20 protein-coding genes are annotated in these 24,731 nt (G+C 64.7%); 15 read left to right on the forward strand and 5 right to left on the reverse strand.

The window, feature by feature from the left end:
- Window positions 1-30: 30 nt before the first annotated feature.
- From ACI7M0_RS08710 to ACI7M0_RS08720, 3 genes are read right to left on the reverse strand one after another with little or no spacing between them, the layout of a single operon-like run.
- Window positions 31-1,962 (reverse strand): ATP-binding protein, encoded by a 1,932-nt coding sequence (locus ACI7M0_RS08710; RefSeq protein WP_020191660.1) that lies wholly within the window; start codon window positions 1,960-1,962, stop codon window positions 31-33.
- Complete coding sequence (locus tag ACI7M0_RS08715) at window positions 1,959-2,849, reverse strand: ABC transporter substrate-binding protein (protein ID WP_129933161.1); 891 nt, start codon at window positions 2,847-2,849, stop codon at window positions 1,959-1,961. Before ACI7M0_RS08715 ends, ACI7M0_RS08710 begins: the two co-directional genes overlap by 4 nt.
- On the reverse strand, window positions 2,849-4,963 hold the full coding sequence (locus tag ACI7M0_RS08720; protein WP_129933163.1) for a TonB-dependent siderophore receptor: 2,115 nt from the start codon (window positions 4,961-4,963) through the stop codon (window positions 2,849-2,851). Before ACI7M0_RS08720 ends, ACI7M0_RS08715 begins: the two co-directional genes overlap by 1 nt.
- A gap of 227 nt (window positions 4,964-5,190) precedes the next feature.
- On the opposite strand from ACI7M0_RS08720, the gene ACI7M0_RS08725 reads away from it, so the two are divergent.
- The 14 genes from ACI7M0_RS08725 (at window position 5,191) to ACI7M0_RS08790 (ending at window position 19,452) form a co-directional block, all read left to right on the forward strand.
- Window positions 5,191-6,216 (forward strand): NAD(P)H-dependent glycerol-3-phosphate dehydrogenase, encoded by a 1,026-nt coding sequence (locus ACI7M0_RS08725; protein ID WP_010954935.1) that lies wholly within the window; start codon window positions 5,191-5,193, stop codon window positions 6,214-6,216.
- Between the two features lie 36 nt (window positions 6,217-6,252).
- Window positions 6,253-6,600 carry a DUF4389 domain-containing protein gene (locus ACI7M0_RS08730; RefSeq protein ID WP_003251499.1) on the forward strand — a complete coding sequence of 116 codons (348 nt, stop codon included), beginning with the start codon at window positions 6,253-6,255 and terminating at the stop codon, window positions 6,598-6,600.
- Complete coding sequence (sixA, locus tag ACI7M0_RS08735) at window positions 6,597-7,055, forward strand: phosphohistidine phosphatase SixA (protein ID WP_129933165.1); 459 nt, start codon at window positions 6,597-6,599, stop codon at window positions 7,053-7,055. The genes ACI7M0_RS08730 and sixA overlap by 4 nt, the downstream gene beginning before the upstream one ends.
- A 162-nt stretch (window positions 7,056-7,217) precedes the next feature.
- Window positions 7,218-7,592 (forward strand): hypothetical protein, encoded by a 375-nt coding sequence (locus ACI7M0_RS08740; RefSeq protein ID WP_017148204.1) that lies wholly within the window; start codon window positions 7,218-7,220, stop codon window positions 7,590-7,592.
- Window positions 7,593-7,684: 92 nt separating this feature from the next.
- Window positions 7,685-8,473 carry an alpha/beta fold hydrolase gene (locus ACI7M0_RS08745; RefSeq protein WP_104961126.1) on the forward strand — a complete coding sequence of 263 codons (789 nt, stop codon included), beginning with the start codon at window positions 7,685-7,687 and terminating at the stop codon, window positions 8,471-8,473.
- Window positions 8,470-9,324 (forward strand): alpha/beta hydrolase, encoded by an 855-nt coding sequence (locus ACI7M0_RS08750; protein WP_019750852.1) that lies wholly within the window; start codon window positions 8,470-8,472, stop codon window positions 9,322-9,324. The genes ACI7M0_RS08745 and ACI7M0_RS08750 overlap by 4 nt, the downstream gene beginning before the upstream one ends.
- A gap of 109 nt (window positions 9,325-9,433) precedes the next feature.
- Entirely contained in the window at window positions 9,434-10,228 is a 795-nt protein-coding gene (locus ACI7M0_RS08755; RefSeq protein WP_104961127.1) for a DUF4892 domain-containing protein, read from the forward strand.
- Between the two features lie 12 nt (window positions 10,229-10,240).
- Window positions 10,241-11,293 (forward strand): AI-2E family transporter, encoded by a 1,053-nt coding sequence (locus ACI7M0_RS08760; RefSeq protein ID WP_104961128.1) that lies wholly within the window; start codon window positions 10,241-10,243, stop codon window positions 11,291-11,293.
- 237 nt (window positions 11,294-11,530) lie between these two features.
- Window positions 11,531-11,620, forward strand: a complete 90-nt coding sequence (gene kdpF, locus ACI7M0_RS08765) for a K(+)-transporting ATPase subunit F (RefSeq protein ID WP_003251485.1) — start codon at window positions 11,531-11,533, stop codon at window positions 11,618-11,620.
- 9 nt (window positions 11,621-11,629) lie between these two features.
- On the forward strand, window positions 11,630-13,324 hold the full coding sequence (gene kdpA, locus ACI7M0_RS08770) for a potassium-transporting ATPase subunit KdpA (protein WP_129932493.1): 1,695 nt from the start codon (window positions 11,630-11,632) through the stop codon (window positions 13,322-13,324).
- A 9-nt stretch (window positions 13,325-13,333) separates the two neighbouring features.
- On the forward strand, window positions 13,334-15,388 hold the full coding sequence (kdpB, locus tag ACI7M0_RS08775; RefSeq protein ID WP_104961131.1) for a potassium-transporting ATPase subunit KdpB: 2,055 nt from the start codon (window positions 13,334-13,336) through the stop codon (window positions 15,386-15,388).
- Between the two features lie 10 nt (window positions 15,389-15,398).
- Window positions 15,399-15,956 (forward strand): potassium-transporting ATPase subunit KdpC, encoded by a 558-nt coding sequence (gene kdpC / locus ACI7M0_RS08780; RefSeq protein WP_003251480.1) that lies wholly within the window; start codon window positions 15,399-15,401, stop codon window positions 15,954-15,956.
- 149 nt (window positions 15,957-16,105) lie between these two features.
- On the forward strand, window positions 16,106-18,760 hold the full coding sequence (locus ACI7M0_RS08785; protein WP_129932492.1) for a sensor histidine kinase KdpD: 2,655 nt from the start codon (window positions 16,106-16,108) through the stop codon (window positions 18,758-18,760).
- Window positions 18,757-19,452 (forward strand): response regulator, encoded by a 696-nt coding sequence (locus ACI7M0_RS08790; protein ID WP_010954927.1) that lies wholly within the window; start codon window positions 18,757-18,759, stop codon window positions 19,450-19,452. The genes ACI7M0_RS08785 and ACI7M0_RS08790 overlap by 4 nt, the downstream gene beginning before the upstream one ends.
- Window positions 19,453-19,512: 60 nt before the next feature.
- Here the strand turns inward: ACI7M0_RS08790 and ACI7M0_RS08795 are convergent, their stop codons facing one another.
- On the reverse strand, window positions 19,513-20,418 hold the full coding sequence (locus tag ACI7M0_RS08795; RefSeq protein ID WP_010954926.1) for a LysR family transcriptional regulator: 906 nt from the start codon (window positions 20,416-20,418) through the stop codon (window positions 19,513-19,515).
- Between the two features lie 78 nt (window positions 20,419-20,496).
- Between ACI7M0_RS08795 and ACI7M0_RS08800 the strand changes: the two genes are divergently transcribed.
- On the forward strand, window positions 20,497-21,732 hold the full coding sequence (locus ACI7M0_RS08800) for an NAD(P)/FAD-dependent oxidoreductase (protein WP_129932491.1): 1,236 nt from the start codon (window positions 20,497-20,499) through the stop codon (window positions 21,730-21,732).
- A gap of 3 nt (window positions 21,733-21,735) precedes the next feature.
- On the opposite strand, the gene ACI7M0_RS08805 is transcribed toward ACI7M0_RS08800, so the two are convergent.
- On the reverse strand, window positions 21,736-24,666 hold the full coding sequence (locus tag ACI7M0_RS08805; protein WP_129932490.1) for an aminotransferase: 2,931 nt from the start codon (window positions 24,664-24,666) through the stop codon (window positions 21,736-21,738).
- Between the last annotated feature and the right edge of the window lie 65 nt (window positions 24,667-24,731).

Here is a 24,731-nt window from a genome sequence, read left to right on the forward strand (position 1 = left end):
GTCCTGTCCAGTGTTTAAGACTGCCGCACTTTAGCATTTATCGCCAGTCGCGGTTGTCTGACCGGGTAACCAGCGCTGCAGCACCTGCTGCAATTCGGTGCGGCGCAAGGGTTTGCTCAGGTAATCGTCCATACCGGCGGCCATGCAACGTTCACGGTCGCCCTGCAACGCGTTGGCGGTCAGGGCGATGATCGGTAGCCCGGCGCCGTTGGGCAACTGGCGGATGCGTCGGGTGGCTTCATAGCCGTCCAGGTGAGGCAGGCGGCAATCCATCAGCACGGCAGCAAAGCGCTGCCGGCCGACCAGCTCGACGGCTTCAAGGCCATCTTCTGCCGTGCATACTGCCAGCCCCAGGCTGCGCAGCATGGCTTCCACGACGCTCCGGTTGACCGGATTGTCCTCCACCAGCAGTACCTGATCATTGTCCGGCACCGTCGTTCGTACAGTCGTTGGCGGCGTCAACGGGACGGGGGCAGGATTGGCAAGGGCCAACGGCATCTCCAGGGTGAAGGTCGAACCCAGGCCCTCACGGCTTTCACCGCGTAGCTTGCCGCCCATGCGCTCGGCCAGGGTACGAGCGATCGACAGCCCCAGCCCGGTGCCGCCATAACGACGGGAAATCGAGCTGTCGGCCTGCTGGAAGGCGACGAACATCATTTCCAGGCGGTCGCTGTCGATGCCGATGCCCGTGTCGCGCACGCTGCAGGTCAGCCAGATCAACTGCCGGTCGAGCACCTGCCAGCGTGCGTCGACTTGCACCTGGCCGCGTTCGGTGAACTTCAGGGCGTTGCCTATCAGGTTCAGCAGGATCTGGCGGATGCGCGTGGGGTCGCCGTTCACCTGCAACTGCTCGATGCCGGCCGGCAGTTGCAGGTGCAGGCCCAGGCCGCGTTGCTGGGCGCTGTGCTGGAACGACTGGACACTGTTGGTGATCAGCTCGCCAAGGTTGAAGTCGATGTGCTCCAGCTGCAGCGCGGCGCGTTCGATGCGCGAAAAATCGAGGATGTCGTTGATGACCTTGAGCAAATGCCCGGTGGACTCGCTGGCCACTGCCGTGTAATCGGCCTGTTCACTGCTCAGCGGTGTGGTTTCCAGCAGTTGCAGCATGCCCAGCACGCCATTCATCGGGGTGCGCAACTCATGGCTCATCATCGCCAGGAAATCCGATTTGGCACGGTTGGCCTGTTCGGCCTCCTCGCGGGCCTGGATCAGTTCGGCGATGGCCTGCTTCTGTTCATCGCTGGCCTGTTCCAGGGCGCTGGCCAGGTTATTGATGTGACGGGCCAAGTGGCCCAGCTCGCTGTCGTCGACGACCGGCAAGGGGGTGTTGTACTCGCCTTGCTGAATCGCCTTGACCGCATGGCCCATGTCGCTGATCGGCTTGGCCAGGCTCAGGGCCAGGCGGCGTGCCAGCAAGAAGGTGAACAGCAGGGCGAACAACGCCAGGATCCCGGCCTTGATCACGATTTCCTGCTGGCGCTGACTGAAGGCGTCATCGGACATGCCGACGATCACGCGGCCCAGGTAGTCGTCACCGATGGCCGGGGTGGTGGCTTTGCCCTGTTGCAGGAAGTCGTTGTCCAGGCGGATTTGCTGCAGGCGAATGGGCGCCTGGAACACCTCGACCTGTTGCGCACGGTTGGCACTTTCGTCGGACTGCTCGACGTACACCAGAATGTGGTTGCGGCTGTCCTGCACTTCCAGAAAGCGCACGTGCGGGATGCTGAGGGTGGCACGCATCAGCCCTTCAAGCACTTCGTTGTTGCCCGAAATCACCCCATATTCCGACGCCGGTGCCAACTGGTTGGCGATCAGTTGCCCGGTGTGGTTGAGTTCCTGGCGCAGGTCCTGGATGCGTACGAAGGTAAAGAAGCTGATCAAGAGCAAGGTCAGTAGCAGGGCGGGGCCGAGACTGATGATCTGCGTGCGGGTATGAATGTCCCAGCTCAAGCGTTTGCTCATTGGGTGGGTTCTCCCTCGGCCAGGGCCTTGACGGCGGCGTTCTGATCGATTGGTTCAAGACCCAGGGCACGGGCCACCTGCTGGTTGCCACTGACGCCGTAACGCACCGGGTACAGGCTTCGCGGCCAGCGCGTCGGCGGCTGGTCGAGCAACTGGTCGAGCACCCACAGCCAGTCGTCCTGGTCGCTGTAGGTACTGGCCAGGGCGCCGGCGCGAACGAAGCCGGCGTTCGGGCCGATCAGTGCCATCTGCCGGCCATAACTGCTCAACAGCAGGTTCTTTGCAGTCTTGGAGTTGTACAAGTCAGGGTCGTCCAGGCCCAGTAGGACATCGCTGTTGCCCAGTAGATGCTGCAGGGGGCGGTTATCACGCGGATCGGACCAGTCCTGGGCAATGATCTCCAGGCCTAGCGGCCGTGCAGCATGGCGCAGTTCGTCCAGCAGGAAACTGCTGTGCTCGCCGTACAGCACGCCAATGCGCCTGGCCTGCGGCAACAAGTAGCGTATCAGGCGCAGTTGCCGTCCCAACGGTGCGTCGCTCCACAAAAGTGTGAGGAACGCGGGGCGCGACTTTCCCAGGCGCTGTTCAGCCTGTACCCGGCTGACCCGCATGACCAGCGCCGGCGGGCCGGCGGTTTCCCCCAGGCGCCATTCCAGTGCTGCGTTGTCGAGCAGGATCAGGCGTTGGTCGGCTTTGAGCTTGCTCGGGCGCGGCAGGTTGGCGGTGGTTTGAAACTGCACATGATCGTGCGGCCGGCGGCTTTCCAGGGCGGCGATGAAGCTGCGGACACCGGGCTGGTCCTCAGCCCCCACCAGCAGGACTTCGCTGGCGGACAAAGGCCCCAACGGCCACAGGCAGAGCAGCAACAGGCGCAGCAGCAGGGCCATCAGAACTCCAGCTCCGCGCTCACGCTCAGGCGGTGACGGCTGTCGTAGCGGTTCTGCAGGGCCGAGGTGGGTTCATCGTCCAGGCGCTGCTGCCACAGCGCCGCCAGCTCCAGGGTGCTGCCATACACCCGAAAACGCTTGGCCAGGCGCAGGTCCAGACGCTCGTAGCGGTACTGGTTGAGGGCATCGTCGCCGTAGTAGAACAGCGCGCTCGACCAGCCGGCACCCCATTCGCGCATCCACCCGGCCGAGCCGCTGTTGCGGGCGCTAAGGCGACGGTCGTCGGGGTTACTGGCCCAGGCATCGACGTAGGCATAGGTCAGACGCAGGCGGTCGCGCAGGGTGGGGCGCCAGTCCATTTGCGCCTCGCTGCCGCTGAAACGGGCCTTGTTGGCGTTGCTGGCGATGTACTGGTTGTTCCTCAGCGGCTCGCTGATCATGCCGGTGATCTCGTCGTAGAACAGCTTCACATCCAGGCTCAGGTCGAGGTCGCTGAAGTAGCCGTTGTAGCCCAGCTCGCGCGAGCGCATGCGCTCCTGTTCAAGGTCGCCAGGGCCACGGGTCTTGACGAAGTACTCACCGTTTTGCAGGCCGAATGAATTGGGGGTGAGGTTCTTGACCGTGTAACTCCAGTTGACGTTGTTCTCGAACATGTCGGGCGAGCGCACCGCTTCGGAGTACACCGCACGCAGGCCGTGGCGCGGGGTGATCAGGTAGTTGACCGCAACGCGCGGGGTCAGCGAACTGCCAGACAGGCGCGAGTCTTCGAACATGGCCCCACCTTGCAGTATCCAGTGCTCGTCGGCCCGCCATTCCAGCTGGCCGAACAGGCGCCAGGTCTGGTCGTCGATGCTGCCGTTGAAGTAGGTCTGCGAGTCGGCGCGATCATAGCGGTAGTTCATGCCACTGAGCAGACGCAGGCTGTCGGTCAGGCTCAGGGTGTCCTGGATTTCCAGGTCATAGCGGGTTTCACGGGTGCTCTGATCGACATCGCCGCAGACCTGCTCCTGTCCTCCCTGCTCCCATTGCTGCTGCACTTTCTGCAGAAGCCCTTTCAGGGCAGGGTCGTCAGTGGAAAGGGGGGCGCCAGTCGCAATGCCGCGCGCCACTTTTTCGGCGAAGTCGGGGTTCATCTGCCAGAGCTGGGTCAGTTCGGGGCTGAACGACTGCAAGGCATCACAGGCGCGCCACACTTGCTGGCGATCAAAATGCTGGGCTGAACCCTGGATATAAAGGCTGTGTTCAGCGCTGAAGTCCTTGGTCCAGCGCAACGAGCCCGCATAGTCCTTGGCGTTGACGTCGGCATTGTTCCCGGACTCGTACTGCTGGAACACCGGCTGGTAGGTGTAGGGCCGCTGATTGCTGCCTTCCTTGGCCGCCAGTTGCCACTCCAGGGTCTGGTCGACCGCCAGGTTGTGGTTGGCGCTGAGGTTGAAGCGGGTCAGGCGGCGGCTGTCGCGGTAGTCCTGGCCGAACTGGTTCTCATCGAAGCCGTCGTCCTGTTGGCCCGACAGCGACAGGCGCATGTCGCCACCGTCCCAACCCAAGCCGTGGCTGGCATAGAAGTCGTTGATACCGTCCTGGCCGCGTGTCACTTTCAGCCGCGTACCATGGCTGTCGGCGGGTTTGCGGGTGAGGATGTTGACCACCGCCATCAGCGCGTTGGCGCCATAGCTGACGGTATTCGGACCACGGAACACCTCGATGCGCTCGATATCCTCCATGGCCAAGGGGATGTCGCTCCAGTCCACCGTGGCCAGGCCTGCGCGGTATACCGAGCGGCCATCGATCAATACCTGCATGCGCCGTGCGTCGTTGACGTTGCTGCCGTGGTAGTTGACCGTGGGTTGATTACCGGCACCGTAGCCGATCATCATGCCCGGTACCAGGCGCAGCAGTTCGGGGATGTCACGGGCACCGCTGGCGCGAATCAGTTCGCTGTCGAGTACGGTCATGCTGCCCGGGACAGCGGCGGGGGATTGTTTCAGGCGTGTGGCGGTCAGAACCTGTGGCAGGTCGGTGTTGTCGATGAACAGGTCGTCGGCCACGGCCTGACCGCCGAGCAGGGCGGTCAATAACAGCAGGCGCGGGTACGGGGGCGTGCCAGGGAACACGGAGCGGCCTTTGTTTCAGGATTGAAACAGGCATGGTAACTGACCGTGGGGGTTTTGCCAGTGGGTGTCGGGCGTACGTCTTGAAAAGTACCGCGTGGCGGCGCTCGATCTCGACGGCTCCGAAAATGCCATGGCAAATACTGCAAACGCCCAGACACTGGTTCTGTAGCAGGCGAGCCGTATAATGGCGGGGTCGCCACTTAACTTTTGGCTTTAATGGATTGGATATGACTGAACAGCAACCTGTTGCGGTTCTGGGCGGCGGCAGCTTCGGCACCGCCGTGGCGAACCTGCTGGCGGAAAACGGTGTGCCGGTGCGCCAATGGATGCGCGACCCGGCGCAAGCCGAGGCCATGCGTGTGAATCGCGAGAATCCGCGCTACCTCAAGGGTATCCGCCTGCACGATGGGGTTGAGCCGGTCAACGACTTGCTGGCCACCCTGCAGGCCAGCGAGCTGATCTTCGTTGCCCTGCCATCGAGTGCCTTGCGCAGCGTGCTGGCACCGCATGCCGAGCTGCTGCGCGGCAAGGGCCTGGTCAGCCTGACCAAGGGCATCGAAGCGCAAAGCTTCAAGCTGATGAGCCAGATCCTCGAAGAGATCGCCCCCGAGGCGCGCATCGGCGTTTTGTCAGGGCCCAACCTGGCGCGCGAAATCGCCGAACATGCGCTGACTGCCACAGTGGTGGCCAGTGAGCACGAAGACCTGTGCCAGCAGGTACAGGCCGTACTGCACGGGCGCACCTTCCGCGTCTATGCCAGTGCCGACCGTTTCGGTGTCGAACTGGGCGGTGCACTGAAGAACGTCTACGCGATCATCGCCGGCATGGCGGTGGCCTTGGGAATGGGCGAGAACACCAAGAGCATGCTGATTACCCGGGCCTTGGCCGAGATGACCCGTTTCGCCGTCAGCCAGGGCGCCAACCCCATGACGTTCCTCGGCCTGGCCGGTGTCGGTGACCTGATCGTCACCTGCTCCTCGCCCAAGAGCCGCAACTATCAGGTTGGCTACGCACTGGGGCAGGGCCAAAGCCTGGAAGAGGCGGTCAACCGCCTGGGCGAAGTGGCCGAGGGGGTCAACACGCTCAAGGTGCTCAAGACCAAGGCCCAGCAAGTGCAGGTGTACATGCCGCTGGTGGCTGGCCTGCATGCCATCCTGTTCGAAGGGCGCACGCTGAACCAGGTGATCGAGCACCTGATGCGCGCCGAGCCCAAGACCGATGTCGATTTCATTTCCATCAGCGGTTTCAACTGAGCCCTTGGCGGCTCTGACACGAGCAAGGAGCAACACATGAACGATACGCCCGAACGCGCCCAGCGCGAGTCGATCATCCTGCGGGTGCTGTGGATGCTGGTGTTCCTGGTGGTCTGGCAACTGGCCGAGTTGCTGCTGGGTGGCCTGGTGCTGGTACAGCTGATCTACCGACTGGTGTATGGCGCGCCCAGCGCCAGCCTGATGAATTTCGGCGACAGCCTGAGCCAGTACCTGGCACAGATCGGCCGATTCGGCAGTTTCCACAGCGACCAGAAGCCGTGGCCGTTCGCAGACTGGCCGGCCCCGCGTGCGCCGGAAGGTGAAGCAGCGCACGCCGTGGCACCGGCCGCGCATCCGGTGCGTGACGAGGAACCCAAGCTGTGAAGCTGTGGGTGCTGCGCCACGGTGAAGCTGAGCCGCGGGCCAAGACGGATGCCGAGCGCCGTCTGACTGCCCATGGTCGCGAGCAGGTGCTGCACAGTGCGGCTTACCTGATCGGGCAGCCATTGCAGGCTATTGTTGCCAGCCCTTACGTACGCGCCCAGCAGACCGCCGCGCTGGTGCATGACACCCTGGGCTTCGCCGAACCGGTGCGCACCGTGCCCTGGCTGACGCCCGAGGGTGATGTACAGCAGGTCATCGGCGAAATCGAGCGACTGGGGCTTGAGCATGTGCTGCTGGTCAGCCACCAGCCGCTGGTAGGTACCTTGGTCGGTGCGCTGGAGCACGGCCACAGGCAACAGCCGGCAGCCATGAGCACTGCCAGCCTGGCAGAGATGGAAGGGGAGTGGCCGCTGGCCGGGTTGATGACGCTTCGGGCCATCCACTCACCCGCGTGAACCTCCCATGGCTTGTGCAGGCCACTGTTTCGCTCGCGTCTGAATGCTGGCATGGGTAAAGAGCAATAAGGCAACTGGCATTTTTGTCAGTTGTCGCACTTCACCACCGCTTGTTAGCGTTGCCACATGGCAAACATCAGGGAACGGCGAATGAGGGGTGAAATGCTGGAGCTGTTGCGCTCCCTGGACCTGCAACCCACCCTGGAACAGGTTGACCAAGGTACTTCGCTGGATTTCGCCCAATACAGCCTGCTGCGTGAATCGGCCGATGCCAAGCTTTACCACCTGATGCGCAAGGTGAACGACAACCCCGGGCTGGACCCTGTTGCGAGGCAACAATGCGAGCAGGACCTGCGGACGCTGCAGGACGCCTGCCTGCGGGTCTCGCACCTGCTGCAAACCAGTTGTCTGGCCTTGCGCCGCCTGCAACTGGACTACCAGGACCAGCGTCTGGCCCGCGAGGCGCTGGAGAGCCAGGTGGCCTACATGCAGGCCTGCCTGCGTCGGTCGCTGAGCAGTTTCGACCGCTCGGCATGACCTGATCCCCCTCGCCGATGACCTTTATGGACATTGCCGAACCGCCCCGCGATGCCGACAATGGGCCATCATTCCGGTCCGGACCAGGCGCCATGTCGCAGCAGATCTTCTTCGCCCATGCCAACGGTTTCCCATCGGCCACCTACGGCAAGCTGTTTGCAGCGCTGGCGCCGGACTATCAGGTGCAGCACCTGGCCCAGCACGCGCATGACCCGCGCTTTCCCGTGGACGAAAACTGGCAAAGCCTGGTCGATGAATTGTTGCATCACCTGGCGCAGCAGGACCAGCCGGTCTGGGGCGTCGGCCATTCGCTGGGTGGCGTGTTGCACCTGCACGCGGCATTGCGCTGCCCCGAGTACTACCGGGGGCTGGTGATGCTCGACTCCCCGGTGCTCACCCGCGCTGATCAATGGCTGCTGCGCACAGCCAAGCGCTTTGGTTTCATCGACCGCATCACACCGGCCGGGCGCACCCTGGGGCGTCGCGAAACGTTCAATGACCGCGACAGCGCCCGGGACTATTTCGCTGGCAAATCACTGTTCCGCCATTTCGATCCCGATTGCCTCGACGCTTATGTAGAACATGGCCTGCAGGTGGTGGAGCAAGGGCTACAGTTGCGCTTCGACCCTGCTACTGAAATCAGCATCTACCGCAGCATCCCGCACACCAGCCCCGCCCCCGCGCGCCAGTTGCAGGTGCCGCTGGCCATGGTGCGCGGCAACCGTAGCAACGTCATTCGTCGCCACCACACCTTGGCCGTGCGCAGTATGCCCAACGGTGAATACCACAGTGTACCGGGTGGGCACATGTTCCCGCTGGAGCGCCCGGCCGACACTGCCAGCCTGATCAAGGGCCTGTTCGACCGCTGGAGCCAGGCATGAGCGCACACGTTGAGGAAATTCGTCTGAGCCTGGGCCATATCGAACTGGCTGCACACCTGTTCGGCCCCGAAGACGGGCTGCCGGTGATTGCCCTGCATGGCTGGCTGGACAATGCCAACAGCTTTGCCCGCCTGGCACCGCAACTGAAAGGTCTGCGCCTCGTCGCCCTGGACCTGGCCGGCCATGGTTATTCGGAGCACCGCCCGCCTGGCGCCGGTTATGCCCTGGCCGACTATGCCCATGACGTGCTGCGCGTGGCCGAGCAACTGGGTTGGCCGCGTTTCGCCCTGCTGGGGCATTCGCTGGGCGCGATCATTTCGGTGCAACTGGCCGGTGCATTGCCCGATCGGGTCAGTCACCTGGCGCTAATCGACGGCGTGATCCCGCCGACTGGCGCCGAGCAGGACGCAGGTGAGCGCTTAGGGATGGCGCTGCAAGCCCAGTTGCGGCTGGATGGCAAGCGCAAGTCGGTGTATGCGACATTGGAAGCAGGGGTGCAAGCCCGGATGAAAGGCATGGTCGCGGTCAGCCGTGAAGCGGCCGAGCTGCTGGCCCAACGTGGCCTGATGCCGGTGCCCGGTGGCTACAGCTGGCGCAGCGACAGCCGGCTGACCCTGCCCTCGCCGGTGCGCCTGAGCGAGGCCCAGGCCATGGCCTATGTGCGGCGGGTGAGTTGCCCGGCGCTCTTGGTGGTGGCCGCCGACGGTATGCTGGCGCGCCACACCGGGTTGCTGGAGCAGCTACCCTTTGAACAGGTGACGCTGCCCGGCGGCCATCACCTGCACCTGAACGATGCGCAGGGCGCGTCCCTTGTTGCAGACTGTATCAATCGCTTCTTTGGCTTTGCTTGACTTGCACCGGACAAGTGTCGAGGCTTGGCGGGTTGAACAGGGAGACAACCATGCAACTGCCAGACATCCTGGAGCTTCAATTCGGCGCTGAGCGCCGCCTGGTTCGCCAATGAGCGTGCCTGATTCCATTCGCACTGCCTTGGCTGCCTGCCTGGTGCTCGCCACCCCCGTGTCGTGGGCCGGCAGCCTGCCGGTCCCGCAGGACGCCAAGGTGGTCGATCAACGCCCGGCGACGGAACAGGAGCGGGTCTACCCGATGGGCCCGCTACGCAAGATCAGTGGCCGCCTGCGGGTCGATGACAAAGTCGAGAGCCGCGGTCAGGTCAGCTCGGTGACCTACGAATTGCCCGTCGAGCGTACTGCACGCGAGGCCTTCACCAGTGCCCGCGAAGCACTTGTACGCGAGGGTGGCTACCCTTTGTTCTGGTGTCAGGGGCGTGATTGCGGTGAGGCCAGCCTGTGGGCCAATGATGTGTTCGCCAATGCCCGCCTCAACGGAGGCGACGAGCAGCAGGCGTTCATCCTGCTGCGCCGCTCGGCAGACGAGGCCGACACCCTGGTCGCGCTGTACAGCGTTACCCGTGGCAACCGTCGTGCCTATCTGCATGTGGAAGAGTTCATCTCAGGCAGCCCGCTGGGCGAGCTGCTGCCAACCGCCGCTACGGTGCTGCGCGAAATGCGTGACACCGGCAAGCTCGACTACCCTGACCTTGCTGCACCGCAAGACGCCTGGGTAAACCTGCTGGCCCGCAGCCTGAACCTTGACAGCACCTTGCGCGTCAGCCTCAGTGGCGCCCAGGCTGAGGCCTGGCGCGAGGCGCTGGTCAAGGCCGGGGTGCGCAATCGCCGTCTTGAAGTCGGCGGTGCGCCTACAGACGGCCTGCACCTTGAACTGATCCCTTGAACGAGCACCCTCATGGTTAACAATGATCGCCTGCTGGTCCAGATTCTGCTGGTGGCATTGCTGGGGGCCGGCCTGTGGGTGATGGCACCGTTCATATCGGCATTGCTGTGGGGCGCCATCCTGGCCTTTGCCAGCTGGCCGTTGATGCGCTTTCTTACGCGCCTGCTGGGCGGTCGCGAGACGCTGGCCGCCGGCCTGCTGACCATGGCCTGGATCCTGATCGTGGCACTGCCGCTGGTGTGGCTGGGGTTCAACCTGGCCGATCACATTCGCGACGCTACGGCGTTCGTGCGTGACGTGCAGGTCGACGGCCTGCCCGATGCACCGGCCTGGCTGGGTGGCATTCCTTTCGTTGGCGAGCGTCTGGTCAACGGTTGGCAATCGCTGGACCAGCAAGGCGCAGCCTTGCTTACCTCGATCAAGCCTTACTTTGGGCAGGTGGGCAACTGGTTGCTGGCGCGCAGCGCGCAGATCGGCAGCGGCGTGCTGGAACTGACCCTGAGCCTGGTGTTCGTGTTCTTCTTCTACCGCGACGGGCCACGCTTGGCGGCATTCGTGCTGCGTTTGCTGCACCGGCTGGTGGGCGAGCGCGCCGAGTATTACCTGGACCTGGTAGCCGCTACCGTGCAGCGGGTGGTCAACGGGGTGATCGGCACGGCGGCCGCGCAGGCCCTGCTGGCACTGATCGGCTTCCTGATCGCCGGGGTGCCCGGGGCGATCGTGCTGGGGTTGGTGACCTTCATGCTCAGCCTGATCCCCATGGGGCCGCCACTGGCCTGGATCCCGGCCACCGCTTGGCTGGTGTGGAAGGGCGAATACGGCATGGCGGTGTTCCTGGGTGCGTGGGGCACGTTCGTCATCAGCGGCGTGGACAACGTGCTCAAACCGTACCTGATCAGCCGTGGCGGCAACCTGCCGCTGGTGATCGTGCTGCTGGGCGTGTTCGGCGGCTTGCTTGCCTTTGGCTTCATTGGCCTTTTCATCGGGCCGACCTTGCTGGCGGTAGGCTACAGCCTGCTGCTGGACTGGAGCCGTAACGCGGCGCAGCAGCCGCCACAACAATAAGCCTGTAACGGCCCTTTCGCGGGCTTGCCCGGTCCCACAGGTACCACACAGGCCTTGAAGGCTGTGCAGTACCTGTGGGACCGGGCAAGCCCGCGAAGAGGCCGATACAGGCAGACCACAACGCTGATTTTTACGCATTCTTTATACCCACCCCCACCCCCGATCTCGCCCCTTTACGCCTCTCCCTCGGACAATTTCCCCAAAGCGGCCCAAGCCGTAACACGGGGAGATCCACACATGAACATGCTCGACGGGCTGTCACTGCTGCTGGCAGTGGCATTGGCGTTTTATCTGCTGGTGGCGCTGCTGCGCGCCGATCGCAGCTAGGGAGCGGCCATGCACAGTTACGATTTCGCCTTGCTCTTGGCATTCTTTGTCATCGTGCTGCTACCGGCACCCTGGCTCGGGCGGTTCTACTACAAGGTCATGGAAGGCCAGCGTACCTGGCTGACCCCTGTGCTGGGGCCGGTCGAGCAGGGCTGTTACCGGCTGGCGGGTGTGAACGCCAGCCAGGAGCAGAACTGGCGGCAATACGCCATGGCCCTGTTGGCGTTCAACCTGGTCGGTTTCCTGCTGCTGTTCGCCGTGCTGCTGTTGCAGGGCTACCTGCCACTCAACCCTCAGCACCTGCCTGGCCAGGAATGGTCACTGGCGTTCAACACCGCCGTCAGTTTCGTTACCAACACTAACTGGCAGGCCTACAGCGGTGAGGCGTCGGTCAGCTACCTGAGCCAGATGCTTGGCCTGACCGTGCAGAACTTTGTCAGCCCTGCCACCGGTCTGGCCGTACTGGTTGTCCTGTGCCGCGGTATCGCTCGGCGCAGCGCGACGACGCTGGGCAACTTCTGGGTCGACATGACCCGTGCCACCCTCTACGGCCTGCTGCCGCTGTGCTTGCTGCTGGCGCTGCTGCTGGTATGGCAGGGCGTACCGCAGACCTTTGCCGACTACGCCCACGCGCTGACCTTGCAAGGGGCCGACCAGACCATTCCGCTGGGGCCGGCCGCCAGCCAGATCGCCATCAAGCAGCTGGGTACCAATGGCGGTGGCTTCTTCGGCGTCAACTCGGCGCACCCGTTCGAAAACCCAACGGCCTGGAGCAACCTGTTCGAGGTGGCATCGATCATCCTCATTCCGGTGGCATTGGTGTTCACCTTCGGTCACTACGTGAAGGACCTGCGTCAGAGCCGCGCCATCCTCGCCTGCATGCTTGCCCTGTTCCTGATCGGTGGCAGCACGGCGCTGTGGTCCGAGCATCAGCCGAACCTGGCCCTGGAAAGCACGCAGGTGCAACAGACCGCCCCTCTGGAGGGCAAGGAAAGCCGCTTCGGCACCACTGGTTCGGTGCTGTGGGCGGTCACCACCACCGCCGCCTCCAACGGTTCGGTCAACGCCATGCACGACAGCCTGAACCCGCTGACCGGTATGGTGGCGATGGTCAACATGATGGTCGGCGAGGTGATATTCGGCGGCGTCGGCGCGGGCCTCTACGGCATGCTGCTGTTCGTACTTATCGCGGTGTTCCTGGCCGGGCTGATGATTGGCCGTACCCCGGAATACCTGGGCAAGAAGCTGCAGGCCCGTGAAGTGCAGCTTCTGGTGGCAACCCTGCTGGTGATGCCGGTTGGCGTGCTGGTACTTGGCGCCATCGCCGCCAGCCTGCCCGGCCCGGCCGGGGCGGTCACCAACCCGGGGGCGCATGGTTTCAGCCAGTTGCTGTACGCCTATACCTCGGGCTCGGCCAACAACGGCTCTGCCTTTGCCGGGTTTGGCGCCAACACCGTGTATCACAACCTGATGATCGGCCTGGCCATGCTCATCGGCCGCTTCGGCTACATCCTGCCGATACTGGCGTTGGCCGGCAGCCTGGCGGCGAAAAAAAGCGCGCCGCTGGGGCAGAACAGCTTCCCGACTCACGGCCCGCTGTTCACCGGCCTGCTGCTGGTGACCATCCTGCTGGTCGGTGGCCTGACCTTCCTGCCGTCCCTGGCCCTTGGGCCAATCGCCGAACACCTTAGCCTGGGTTTTTGAGGACCGATCATGAACATGCCCATTCCTGAAGTGAATAGCCGGCACAGTGCCAAGGACCAGACCCGCTTCGCCGCGCTGTGGCGCCCGGCGCTGGTGCAGGCGTTCGTCAAGCTCGACCCGCGTCAGCTCAAGCGCTCCCCGGTAATGCTGGTGGTGGCCCTGACCGCGGTGCTGACCACCGTGCTGTGTTTTGCCCCCGGCGGCGGCGTGAGCACCGGTGTTGCGGTGCAGATTGCCCTGTGGCTGTGGTTCACCGTGTTGTTCGCCAACTTCGCCGAGGCGTTGGCCGAAGGCCGTGGCAAGGCCCGCGCCGACAGCCTCAAGGCCGGCAGCCAGGGCCTGACCGCCCAGCGTCGTCTGCGTGATGGCAGCTACGAGACGGTGGCTGCCAGTGCGCTGCGCAAGGACGACGTGGTACGCGTGGTCGCCGGCGAAGTGATCCCCGGCGACGGTGAGGTGATTGAAGGCATCGCGGCCGTCAACGAGGCCGCCATTACCGGCGAATCCGCGCCGGTAATACGCGAATCAGGTGGCGACCGCTCGGCGGTGACCGGTAATACACGGCTGGTCTCCGACTGGCTGCTTGTCCGCATCACCAGCAACCCGGGCGAGTCGACCCTGGACCGCATGATCGCCCTGGTTGAAGGGGCCAAGCGGCAGAAGACGCCGAACGAAATCGCCCTCGACATCCTGCTGATCGGCCTGACCCTGATTTTCCTGATCGTGGTGGTGACCTTGCAGCCGTTCGCCTACTTCGCGGGTGGCAGCCTGCCGCTGATCTTCCTGGCCGCGCTGCTGGTGACGCTGATCCCGACCACCATCGGCGGCCTGCTGTCGGCCATCGGTATCGCCGGCATGGACAGGCTGGTACGGCTGAATGTCATTGCCCGCTCGGGCCGCGCCGTCGAGGCGGCCGGGGACGTGCATACGCTGATGCTCGACAAGACCGGCACCATCACCTTCGGTAACCGCCGCTGCAGCGCACTGCATGCTGCACCGGGCATTACCGCCAAGGAACTGGGGGAGGGCGCCTTGCTGGCCTCGCTGGCCGACGACACCGCCGAAGGCAAGTCGATTGTCGAATACCTGCGCCAGTTGCACGACTTCGTCGACCCGCCTGCCGGGCAGTTCGAAGCGGTGGCTTTCAGTGCCGAGACACGCCTGTCGGGTATCGACTTCGAGCAGCACCGCTACCGCAAGGGCGCCGTCGATGCGGTGCTGGCATTCGTCGGTATGCAACGCCTGGAAATGCCGGCGGCGCTGGCCCGTGAAGTCGAACGCATCGCGCAGAGTGGCGGCACACCGTTGCTGGTGTGCGTCGACAAGCGTTTGCTTGGCGTGATCCACCTCAAGGACGTGGTCAAGCCTGGTATCCGCGAGCGCTTCGCCGAGCTGCGCAAGCTGGGCATTCGCACAGTGATGGTAACCGGCGACAACCCGTTGACTGCGGCCGCCATCGCCGCCGAAGCGGGGGTCGATGACGTGCTGGCCGAGGCCACGCCCGAGAAGAAGCTGGCGCGCATTCGCCAGGAGCAGAATGAAGGCCGCCTGGTTGCCATGTGTGGCGACGGTGCCAACGACGCCCCGGCACTGGCCCAGGCTGACGTAGGCATGGCCATGAACGACGGCACTCAGGCTGCGCGGGAGGCCGCCAACATGGTCGACCTGGACAGCGACCCGACCAAGCTGCTGGACGTAGTCCAGGTCGGCAAGGAGCTGCTGGTCACCCGCGGTGCGTTGACAACGTTCTCCATTGCCAACGACGTGGCCAAATACTTCGCCATCCTGCCGGCGCTGTTCGCTGCCATCTACCCGCAACTGGGTGTGCTCAACCTGATGCAACTGGCCAGCCCGCAGAGCGCGATCCTGTCGGCGATCGTGTTCAACGCGCTGATCATCATCGTGCTGATCCCGCTGGCGCTGCGTGGGGTGCGCGTGCAGGCGGCCAGTGCGGCGCACCTGTTGCGGCGCAACCTGCTGATCTACGGGCTGGGTGGCATTGTGGTGCCGTTTGCCGGGATCAAGCTGATCGACCTGCTGCTCAACGCCCTGAACCTGGTCTGAGGAGGCCGCCATGACTGCTTATCTACGCCCGGCATTGAGCCTGGCTTTGTTGATGACCCTGGTGACGGGCGCCCTGTATCCGCTGGCGGTGACCGGTATTGCCCAAGTCGCTTTCCCGAACCAGGCCAACGGTAGCCTGGTACGCGATGCGCAAGGCCAGGTGCGGGGTTCGGCATTGATCGCCCAGGACTTCCAGGGCGATGGCTGGTTCCACTCGCGGCCCTCGGCAGGTGCCTACGCGACCGTGGCCAGCGGCGCCAGCAACCTGTCGCCGAGCAACCCGGCGCTGGCTGAGCGGGTAAAGGGCGATGCGGCCACGTTGTATCAGGCGCAGCAGGGACCAGTGCCGCAGGCGCTGCTGACCACCTCGGGCAGCGGCCTGGACCCGCACTTGCCACCGGAGGCCTTGGCCTATCAGATCCCGCGGGTGGCGGCGGCACGGCAGCTGCCGGTCGAGCGCTTGCAAGCCTTGCTGGAACAGGCCACCCTCCACCCATTGATCGGCCCGCCGGTGGTCAACGTGCTGGCGTTGAACCAGGCCTTGGAAAAGCTCGCCATTGTCAGGTAATCGAAGCGCTGGCAGGAAGCCTGTAGGAGCGGGTTCACCCGCGAATGCGGTGGTGGTGCCACTGACGTATTCGCGGGTAAACCCGCTCCTACACGTTAAGGGGGCTTTCCCTGAAGTGGCCGACTGCTGGAAAAAGCAAAGGATGAAACATGAGTGACTCCGCCCGCGCCGATGCGCTGTTGGCCAACCTCCCACGCACCGGCCGGGGCCGACTGAAGGTGTTCCTTGGCGCTGCCCCCGGCGTCGGCAAGACCTTCGCCATGCTCCAGGCCGCACACGCCCAGCAACGCCAGGGCGTGCAGGTGTTGGCCGGGGTGGTCGAAACCCATGGCCGCGCCGAAACCGAAGCGTTGCTCGGAGGGCTGCATCAGCAGCCCTTGTTGCGTAGCCAGTACCGTGGCGTCACCCTTGAGGAAATGGACCTTGACGGCCTGCTGCGTGCCGCGCCGGCCTTGGCCCTGGTGGACGAACTGGCCCACACGAACGCCCCCGGCAGCCGCCACGCCAAACGCTGGCAGGACGTGCAAGAACTCTTGGCCGCGGGCATCGACGTGTACACCACGGTCAACGTCCAGCACCTGGAAAGCCTCAACGACAAGGTCCGCGACATTACCGGCGTGCAAGTGCGCGAGACCCTGCCGGACTGGGTGCTGCAGGAAGCGTTCGAGCTGGTGCTGATCGACCTGCCTCCGCGAGAGCTGCTCGAACGCCTGCGTGAAGGCAAGGTGTACGTGCCCGAGCAGGCTAGGGCGGCCATCGATGCGTATTTTTCGCAAACCAACCTCACCGCCCTGCGCGAGCTGGCCATGCAGACCGCCGCTGCTCAGGTCGATGCCGACCTGGCCCACGGCTATCGTCAGCGCGGCCAGGAGGCGCCGGCCTTGCGCGGCCGGTTGCTGGTGGGCATAGACGGTGACGACCAGGCCGAACGCCTGGTGCGCCATGCCAGCCGCGTGGCCCAGCGCCGCCACCTGCCGTGGAGCCTGGTGCATGTGGACAACGGCCGCCTGCGTGACGAAACCGCACGGCATCGTTTGCAAGCCGCGCAGCAACTGGCCGAGCGACTGGGCGGGGAGGTGGTGCTGCTGCGTGCTGGCGAAGTGGCCCGTACGCTGATCCAGCATGCTGTCGAGCGGCGGGCCAGCCTGGTGCTGGTCGGGCAGTCCCGCAACCGCCTGCGTCGGCGTTTGTTCGGCGCGGGTGTGGCGGCGCGGCTGCTGCGCGAAAGCCGTGGCCTGGAAATCAACGTGCTGGACCGCGACGTGCAGCCGCCAGCGCCGCGTTCAGCCGTGCGGCGGGTGTGGGTGTGGCGTCATTACCTGCTGGCGCTGCTGGCCACCGTGATGGCTGCGGGTCTGGCCTGGGCGGTGTCCAGTGTGCTCGCGTTGCCCAATATCTCGCTGGTGTTCCTGGCGGCGGTGTTGCTGGTCGCGGTGCGCAGTAGCCTGGGACCTGCGCTGGCTTGCGCCGCGCTGTCGTTCCTGGTCTATGACTTCCTGTTCATACCGCCCAACTTCTCGTTCACCATCCAGCGCGAAGAAGACGTGCTGACACTGGTGTTCTTTCTGTTGATGGCTGCGCTCACCGGCAACCTGGCTGCGCGCCAGCGTCGCCAGTTGCAGGCGCTGCGCGAGACCCAGGCGCAGACCAGCCAGTTGCTCGACCTGTCTCGCCGGTTGACGGTAGCCACCGACCGCCAAGCCATATTCAAGGCTGCCGGCCAGCACCTGGACGGCTGGCAGGACGCCCAGGTGTGCTTGCTGGAGCGCAACGCCGAGGGCCAGTTGCAAGTGGCCAGCGGGGAAGCCTGCACCTTCAGCGACACCGAACGGGCGGCTGCCGATTGGGCCTGGCAGCATGGGCAGGCCGCCGGCCACGGCAGCGATACCCTGCCTGATGGCCGCTGGTGGTGGTGGCCATTGGCGGTGGACGATCAGCCGCTGGCGCTGCTGGGTGTGCGCCCGCGCAACGGGCAGCCTCTCAGCGACCCACGCCGGCGCCTGCTCACCGCCCTAGGCCAGCCCCTGGCCCAGGCCCTGGCCCGCGCACGCCTGGCCGAACAGCTGGAAGCCGCACGCCTGCACGGCGAAACCGAGCAACTGCGCAGCGCCCTGCTGGCTTCCGTATCCCATGACTTGCGCACGCCGTTGACCGCCATGCGTGGCAGCATCGACAGCCTGCTGGCGTTGGGCGATGCGATCCCGGCTGAAGACCGCCGCGAGCTGCTGGAGGGCACCCGCAACGAGGCCGAACGCCTCGATCGCTACATCCAGAACCTGCTGGACATGACCCGCCTGGGCCATGGCGGCCTCAAGCTGGCCCGCGACTGGGTGGCCCCGGCGGATATCGTCGGCAGTGCGCTCAACCGCCTGCGGGTGGTGCTGGCACCGCTGCGTGTGCACACGGACGTGCCGGCCGAGCTGCCATTGCTGTTCGTGCATGCGGCGTTGATCGAGCAGGCACTGGTCAACGTGCTGGAAAACGCCGCACGCTTTTCGCCGGCCAATGGTCGGCTTGAGCTGCAGGTGGCGGTGCATGACGACCAACTGCGCTTGACCGTCAGCGACCAGGGCCCCGGCATTCCCGAAGCCGACCGCGAGAAAATCTTCGACATGTTCTACACCGCCGCCCGTGGCGACCGCGGCGGGCAGGGTACCGGGCTGGGCCTGGCTATCTGCCAGGGCATGATCGGTGCCCATGGCGGGCAGATTCTGGTGGGCGAAGGCATTGATGGCCAAGGCACCAGCATCACTCTATGCTTGCCGCTGCCTCCTCAACCTGAAGCCGAAAGCGAAACCCCATGAGCCAGTCCGCCACCCTGTTGGTCATCGACGATGAACCGCAGATCCGCAAGTTCCTGCGTATCAGCCTGGCCTCGCAAGGCTACAAGGTGCTGGAGGCCGCCACCGGTGCCGAAGGGTTGGCCCAGGCGGCACTGGGCAAGCCGGACCTGGTGGTGCTCGACCTGGGGCTGCCGGACATGGACGGCCAGCAGGTACTGCGTGAGTTGCGCGAATGGAGTGCAGTGCCGGTGATGGTGTTGTCGGTGCGTGCCAGTGAAGTGCAGAAGGTCGATGCGCTGGATGGTGGTGCCAATGACTATGTGACCAAGCCGTTCGGTATTCAGGAGTTTCTCGCGCGCGTGCGGGCGTTGCTGCGTCAGGTGCCACAAGCCGGCGGCTCGGAAGTGGCAGCCAGCTTTGGTCCGCTGACGGTGGATTTTGCCTTCCGCCGGGTGACGCTCGACGGTGTGGAGGTGGCATTGACACGCAAGGAGTATGCTTTGCTGGCGATATTGGCCGGGCACCCCGGGCGGGTGATTACCCAGCAGCAGTTGCTCAAGGATATCTGGGGGCCGACCCATGCGGAGGATACCCACTACCTGCGCATCGTGGTCGGGCATCTGCGACAGAAGCTGGGCGATGACCCCACGGCGCCGCGGTTCATCATTACCGAGGCGGGGGTTGGCTACAGGTTGGTGGCCCCGACAGCATAACCCGCACACAGCCCAAAGGGCTGGGCGAACGCCTGCAGGGCCTGGACGCGCGCAAGGGAGTCAGGCCCTGGGTGGCTCCTTCTCGAACAGCTGGCGCATGACTTCCAGGTAGCGTCGCGCGCCCAGGCCCAACGGGCGCGACTTGATCCAGATGATGTCTACCCACAAGCGCAGGCGGTTGGCCATGTTGTCGAAGCGCACCTCGGCCAGTGCGCCCGAGGCAATCAGCGGTTCGACCAATGGCTGCGGCAGGTAGGCCCAGCCCAGCCCGGACTGCACCAGGTCCAGCGTGGCGAGGTAGCTGTCGGTCAGCCAGATGCGCCGGGACAGCACCATGCGCGGGTCCGATCCGGTAGCCTTGCCCGAAGCCACGATGATCTGCCGTTGTTCGGCAAAGGCCTCTTCAGGCAATGGCGAACCGCTGTTCTGCCCGGCTGGATGGCGCGGTGAGGCAACGGCCACCAGCAGTTGGCTGCCGGCCTCGAGGAATGACTCGCGCTCATCGATGCCGGGCCGTTCGAACACCAGGGCCAATTGCACACTGCCGTCATGCAGCAGGCGAATGGCTTCGGTCTGGGTGGCCGAACGTACCTCGACTTCCAGGCTGGGAAATGCCTGGGCGAGGATTTCCAGCGGCTGGCTCCAGCGGCCGGTCTGCAACTCGGGCGCCATGGCGATGGTCAGGCGCTTTTCCAGGCCTTTGTGCAATTGCAGGGCCTGGGCATCCAGCAGGTTGAGTTGGCAGATGACCTGCCTGGCCTGGGGCTCCAGCGCCAAGGCGGCGTTGGTGGGCAAGGCTTTGCGCGTGGCCCGGTCGAACAGGGGCAGGTCCAGTTCCGCTTCCAGTTGGGCGATTGCCATGCTCACGGCTGAAGGCACACGGCCCAGCTTGCGGGCGGCGGCGGAGAACGAGCCGGCATCGAGCACCGCGAGGAAAATCGCCAGGGAGTCGCTGGTAAAGGCCATTGTCAGTAAACCTGATGATGATCATCTTTTATTGCTAAAAATTATGAACATTAATGCACCAGCAGGACAGCCCCCTCAATGGAGAAAAGCGTGCACAGACCAACCGCGTGGCATGTCACCCACTGGAGTAGCGACCCGTTCAGCCTCGGTGCCTACAGTGCCTTGCTGCCTGGCGGATCGCCGTTGCATCGAAGCGCCCTGGGCCAAGTGCTGCATGGGCGCTTGGTCATCGCTGGAGAAGCTTGTAATGCCAGCGCTCCGGCAATGACTCATGGTGCGTGGAATGATGGGCTGCGTGCCGCCGAGGCAGCCGTGAGTGCCGGTGCGAGCAAGGTGATCGTGATCGGTGCGGGGTGTGCAGGCCTGGCTGCCGCTCAACGCTTGCGGGAAAGGGGTGTCGATTGCACTGTGCTGGAGGCGCGTGGGCGAACGGGGGGGCGCACGCACACTGTCGAGTTGGGCGGCGTGAAAGCAGATGAAGGTGCGGCATGGCTTCAGCATTTTGCCGAGAACCCATTGGCCGCTGTTGCACTTCAACATGGCTTGGCTTGCGTCGAGACCGATTTCAGTTGCCCGCTTGCAGCAGCACGCGGCGGGGCGGTGCTGGATATCGACGCCGCCTGGGATGCCTTGACCAGGCGTCTTGATCGGCAACAACCGCTGTCTGACGCGATCGATGGCTACATGGCCACACTCGACCCTGCGCTCGCGCGTGCCACGCAGTTCGCCATCGACGCCAACCTGGTACTGGAAGCGTGTTTGCCCGTCGAGCAACTGTCGGTCTGTGCCTTGGATGAAGAGGGGGTCGGGCATGGTGATCGTATGCTGCCAGGCGGCTACAGCGAGCTTGTCGGCTTGCTGTCGAAGCACCTGGATATCCGCCTGAACAGTCCTGTCACCCACATCGACTGGTCGAGCGCGCGCGTCATGGTGAATGAAGAGGTGTGCGACTTCTGCATTTGCACAGTCCCGGTGGGGGTTCTGAAAACGTTGCACTTTACCCCTGCGTTACCTGAAACACAGCAGGGAGCGTTGGCGCATCTGGGGATGGGCAAGCTGGAGAAAGTGATTCTGCAGTTCGATGAGCGATGGTGGCCGTGTTCACCCTCAGGCTACCTGCGCTGGTACGACGTACCCGCCAGTTGGGGGGAATGGCTGGACCTGACCGATGCTGTCGGCAAGCCCACCATTGCCGGGCTGATTGCCGCCGATGCGATCGAGCGGCAGTTCACCGGGCGCACCGATGAGCAGGTGGCCATGGCCGCGTGTGAGGCATTACAGGCGTGGGCCGCAGCCGTCGGGCCCGCGCCTTGACACTTACAGACCTTCGCCCAGCACCCGGTCAATGCTGTCGACAAAGTAGTCCACGCTCGCACGGCTGGTGCACATCGGTGGCTTGATCTTGAGGATGTTCAGGTAGTCGCCGGTCGGCTGCATGAAGATGCCCAGATCACGCAGGCGATCGCACAGCATCATGGTTTCTTCGGTGGCCGGCTCCAGGGTGGTGCGGTCGCGCACCAGTTCCAGCCCCAGGTAGAAGCCCGAGCCATGTGCCGCGCCGGCCAGCGGGTGCTTGTCGACCAGCGCCTGCAGGCGTGCCTTGAAGTAGCGCCCGGTGTCACGGGCGTTGTCCCACAGGCCTTCCTCCTGCATGACATCCAGCACTGCCATGCCGATGCGGCAACTGACCGGGCTGCCACCGGCCGAGGAGAAGAAGTAGCCCTCGGCCTCCAGCGCCTCGGCGATTTCGCGACGGGTGATGACCACGCCCAGCGGCTGGCCGTTACCCATGCCCTTGGCCATGGTAATGATGTCCGGCACCACGCCCTGTTCCTCGAAGCCCCAGAAGTACTCGCCCAGGCGGCCATAACCCACCTGCACTTCGTCGGCGATGCACACCCCGCCGCGGGCGCGGACCTTGGCATAGGCTGCGCGCAGGTAGCCTGCGGGCAGCGAGATACCGCCGGCATTGCCGTACACCGGTTCGCAGATGATGCCCGCCAGCTGACGGCCACGGGCGTCGAGGTCAGCCAGCTTGGCGTCGACGTCTTGCAGGTAGTCGGCGGCGCTGTCGGCCCCGCGGAAGCGGCCGCGGAAGGTGTTCGGTGCTTCGACCGGGTGAACCCAGTCCGGGCGGGTTTCCAGGGCTTGCGGGTTGTCGGCGATCGACGTGGAGATGGCATCGGTGGCCACCGACCAGCCGTGGTAGGCCTCCAGCACACTGAGCAGATCGCGCCCGCCACTGTAGGCCCAGGCCAGGCGAATCGCCAGGTCGTTGGCCTCGGTGCCGCTGTTGACCATGAACACCCGGTCGAAACCTTCGGGGGCCAGGTCCAGCAGGCGCTCGGAGAATTCGGTGATTGCTGCGTAATGGAAGCGCGAGTTGGTGTTCAGCAGCGACCACTGCCGCGCCGACTCGGCAACCATGCGTGGATGACCATGGCCCAGCACTGCGACGTTGTTGAGCATGTCCAGGTAGGAACGGCCCTGCATGTCGATCAGGTAGTTGCGCCAGCCACGCTCAATGTGCGGCGGTTGCGCGTAGTAGTGCTTCTGCGAGCGGGCGAAGCTGGCGTCGCGGCGGGCCAGCAGGGCTTGCGGATCAGGTAGCGGCTCGGCATCGCAATCGAAGCCCAGCAGGGCGGCCGGTGACGGGCACAGGGCCAGCCAGGCGGCGGCTTGTGACGGCGTGGCGAAGAGCGGCGGCTGGATGCCATTGTCCAGGCATACCTGCACGCTGAGGAAGCCGCAGCTGCTGCCCAGGGCCTGGCCTTTTTCCACGGCCTGGCCGTCTGCCGGTGCGTCTTCCAGGCCTTGCAGCCACAAAGCCCAATGCGGGGTGCGCAGGCAGCCCCGGCCGTCGCCGCTGTGCTGCCAGGTGCCGGCTGCCGGCGCTTGCACCGGGCTGCCGTTGGGCACATGCAGCTCGACGCCAAGGGCGCAGGTGGCGGGCTCCTCGGGGCGATCGATATGGGTCTGCGACAGGCGATACTGCCCGTGCAGGCTGCAGGCCGGGGCGGCTTGCGAGGTCAGCAGATGCTGGTCATAACCGGGTTGTTCCCAGTTGCCGGCCTCGAAGTGTTTGCTGAGTACTCCCAGGTCCACCCGTGTGACAGCCTGCCCGGCCAGCTCGGGGAGCAGGGGGGCACAGTCGTTCCAGTCCGGCGCCGCGGGTTGCAGGCCCGCAGCCTGCAGAATGGCCGCCTCCATCAGGGCAAAAGGCACGGCGGTGGCCGTGTCGAAAATTTCCCATTCGTGGGCAATGTTGTCGCGGGTGTACTGGTTGCCCGGGTCGACGGTTAACTGTTGTTCGCTGCTCAGCACCAGCACGGCAGCGCGGTTCAGCACCAGCGGCCACAGGGCGCGCAGTTCGGCCTCGGTCAGCGGGTTGAGCGCCTGGTAGGCCTGCACGGCTGGCAGGATGCGCAGGGGGTCGCCCTCGGCGTGGTGCAACAGCGCAGCGCAGGTCACCGACAGGTCGGCGATACGCCAGGTGCGCAGCAGGTCGCCGAAATCGATCACGCCTTGCAGTTGCCACTGACGCTGGGCATCACGGGCCCACACGGTGTTGTCGTCGGTGATGTCCAGGTGCACGGCCTGACTGGGCAGTTGATCAACCAGCGGCATCAGGTGCTCGTTGGCCTGTCGCGTGGCGTGTTCGATGCGGGCGCGCTGCCCGCCGTCCTGCAGCACCGGTAGCAGGTGATCGATCAGTGCCCCGGCATGCTGCGGGTCCCATTGCAAGGTGCGCGCAAGGCCCGGGTGATCGAAATGGGCAAGCGCCTTGTCCAGCTTTGCACAGAGCCCGCCCAGTTCAGCCATCAGGCGCGGCTCCATGTGCTTGAGGCGGGTCAGCGGTTGGCCTTCGATGTAATCGAGCAGGCGCAGGCGCAGTGGTTGCGCGTCGATGTCCAGTTCCAGCAACCCCATGCCGTTGTCGGCTGAGCGCACGGCGGGTACCGGCAAACCTTGATCGCGCAGGAAGGCCAGGGCGGCGTGCTGGGCTTCAAGCTCCAGCTGGGCGTAGCTGCCGTGGCAGGCCTTCAGCACATAGCCACCCTGCGGTGTGACCACGCGAAAGTTCAGGTCTTGCTGGCTGCCCAGTACCGAAAGGTTGCCGGCAAGGCCATAGTGGGCCTGCAGCACGGCGTGTGCCTGGGCTTCGCTCAGCGTTGGGCTGGGCTGGCCGGAGCGCTGGATCAGGGTGGCCAGGGCAGGGGAAGCGGGCTGGTGTTGTGGACTGGACATGGGCTCTACCGTGGGTACTGGGAGTTGACGGCGGAGAATTTATGCCCGATTCGGCTGATGATGGA

This window comes from Pseudomonas sp. 10(2024), from assembly GCF_045164175.1.
GTDB classification, from domain to species: Bacteria; Pseudomonadota; Gammaproteobacteria; order Pseudomonadales; family Pseudomonadaceae; genus Aquipseudomonas; species Aquipseudomonas alloputida.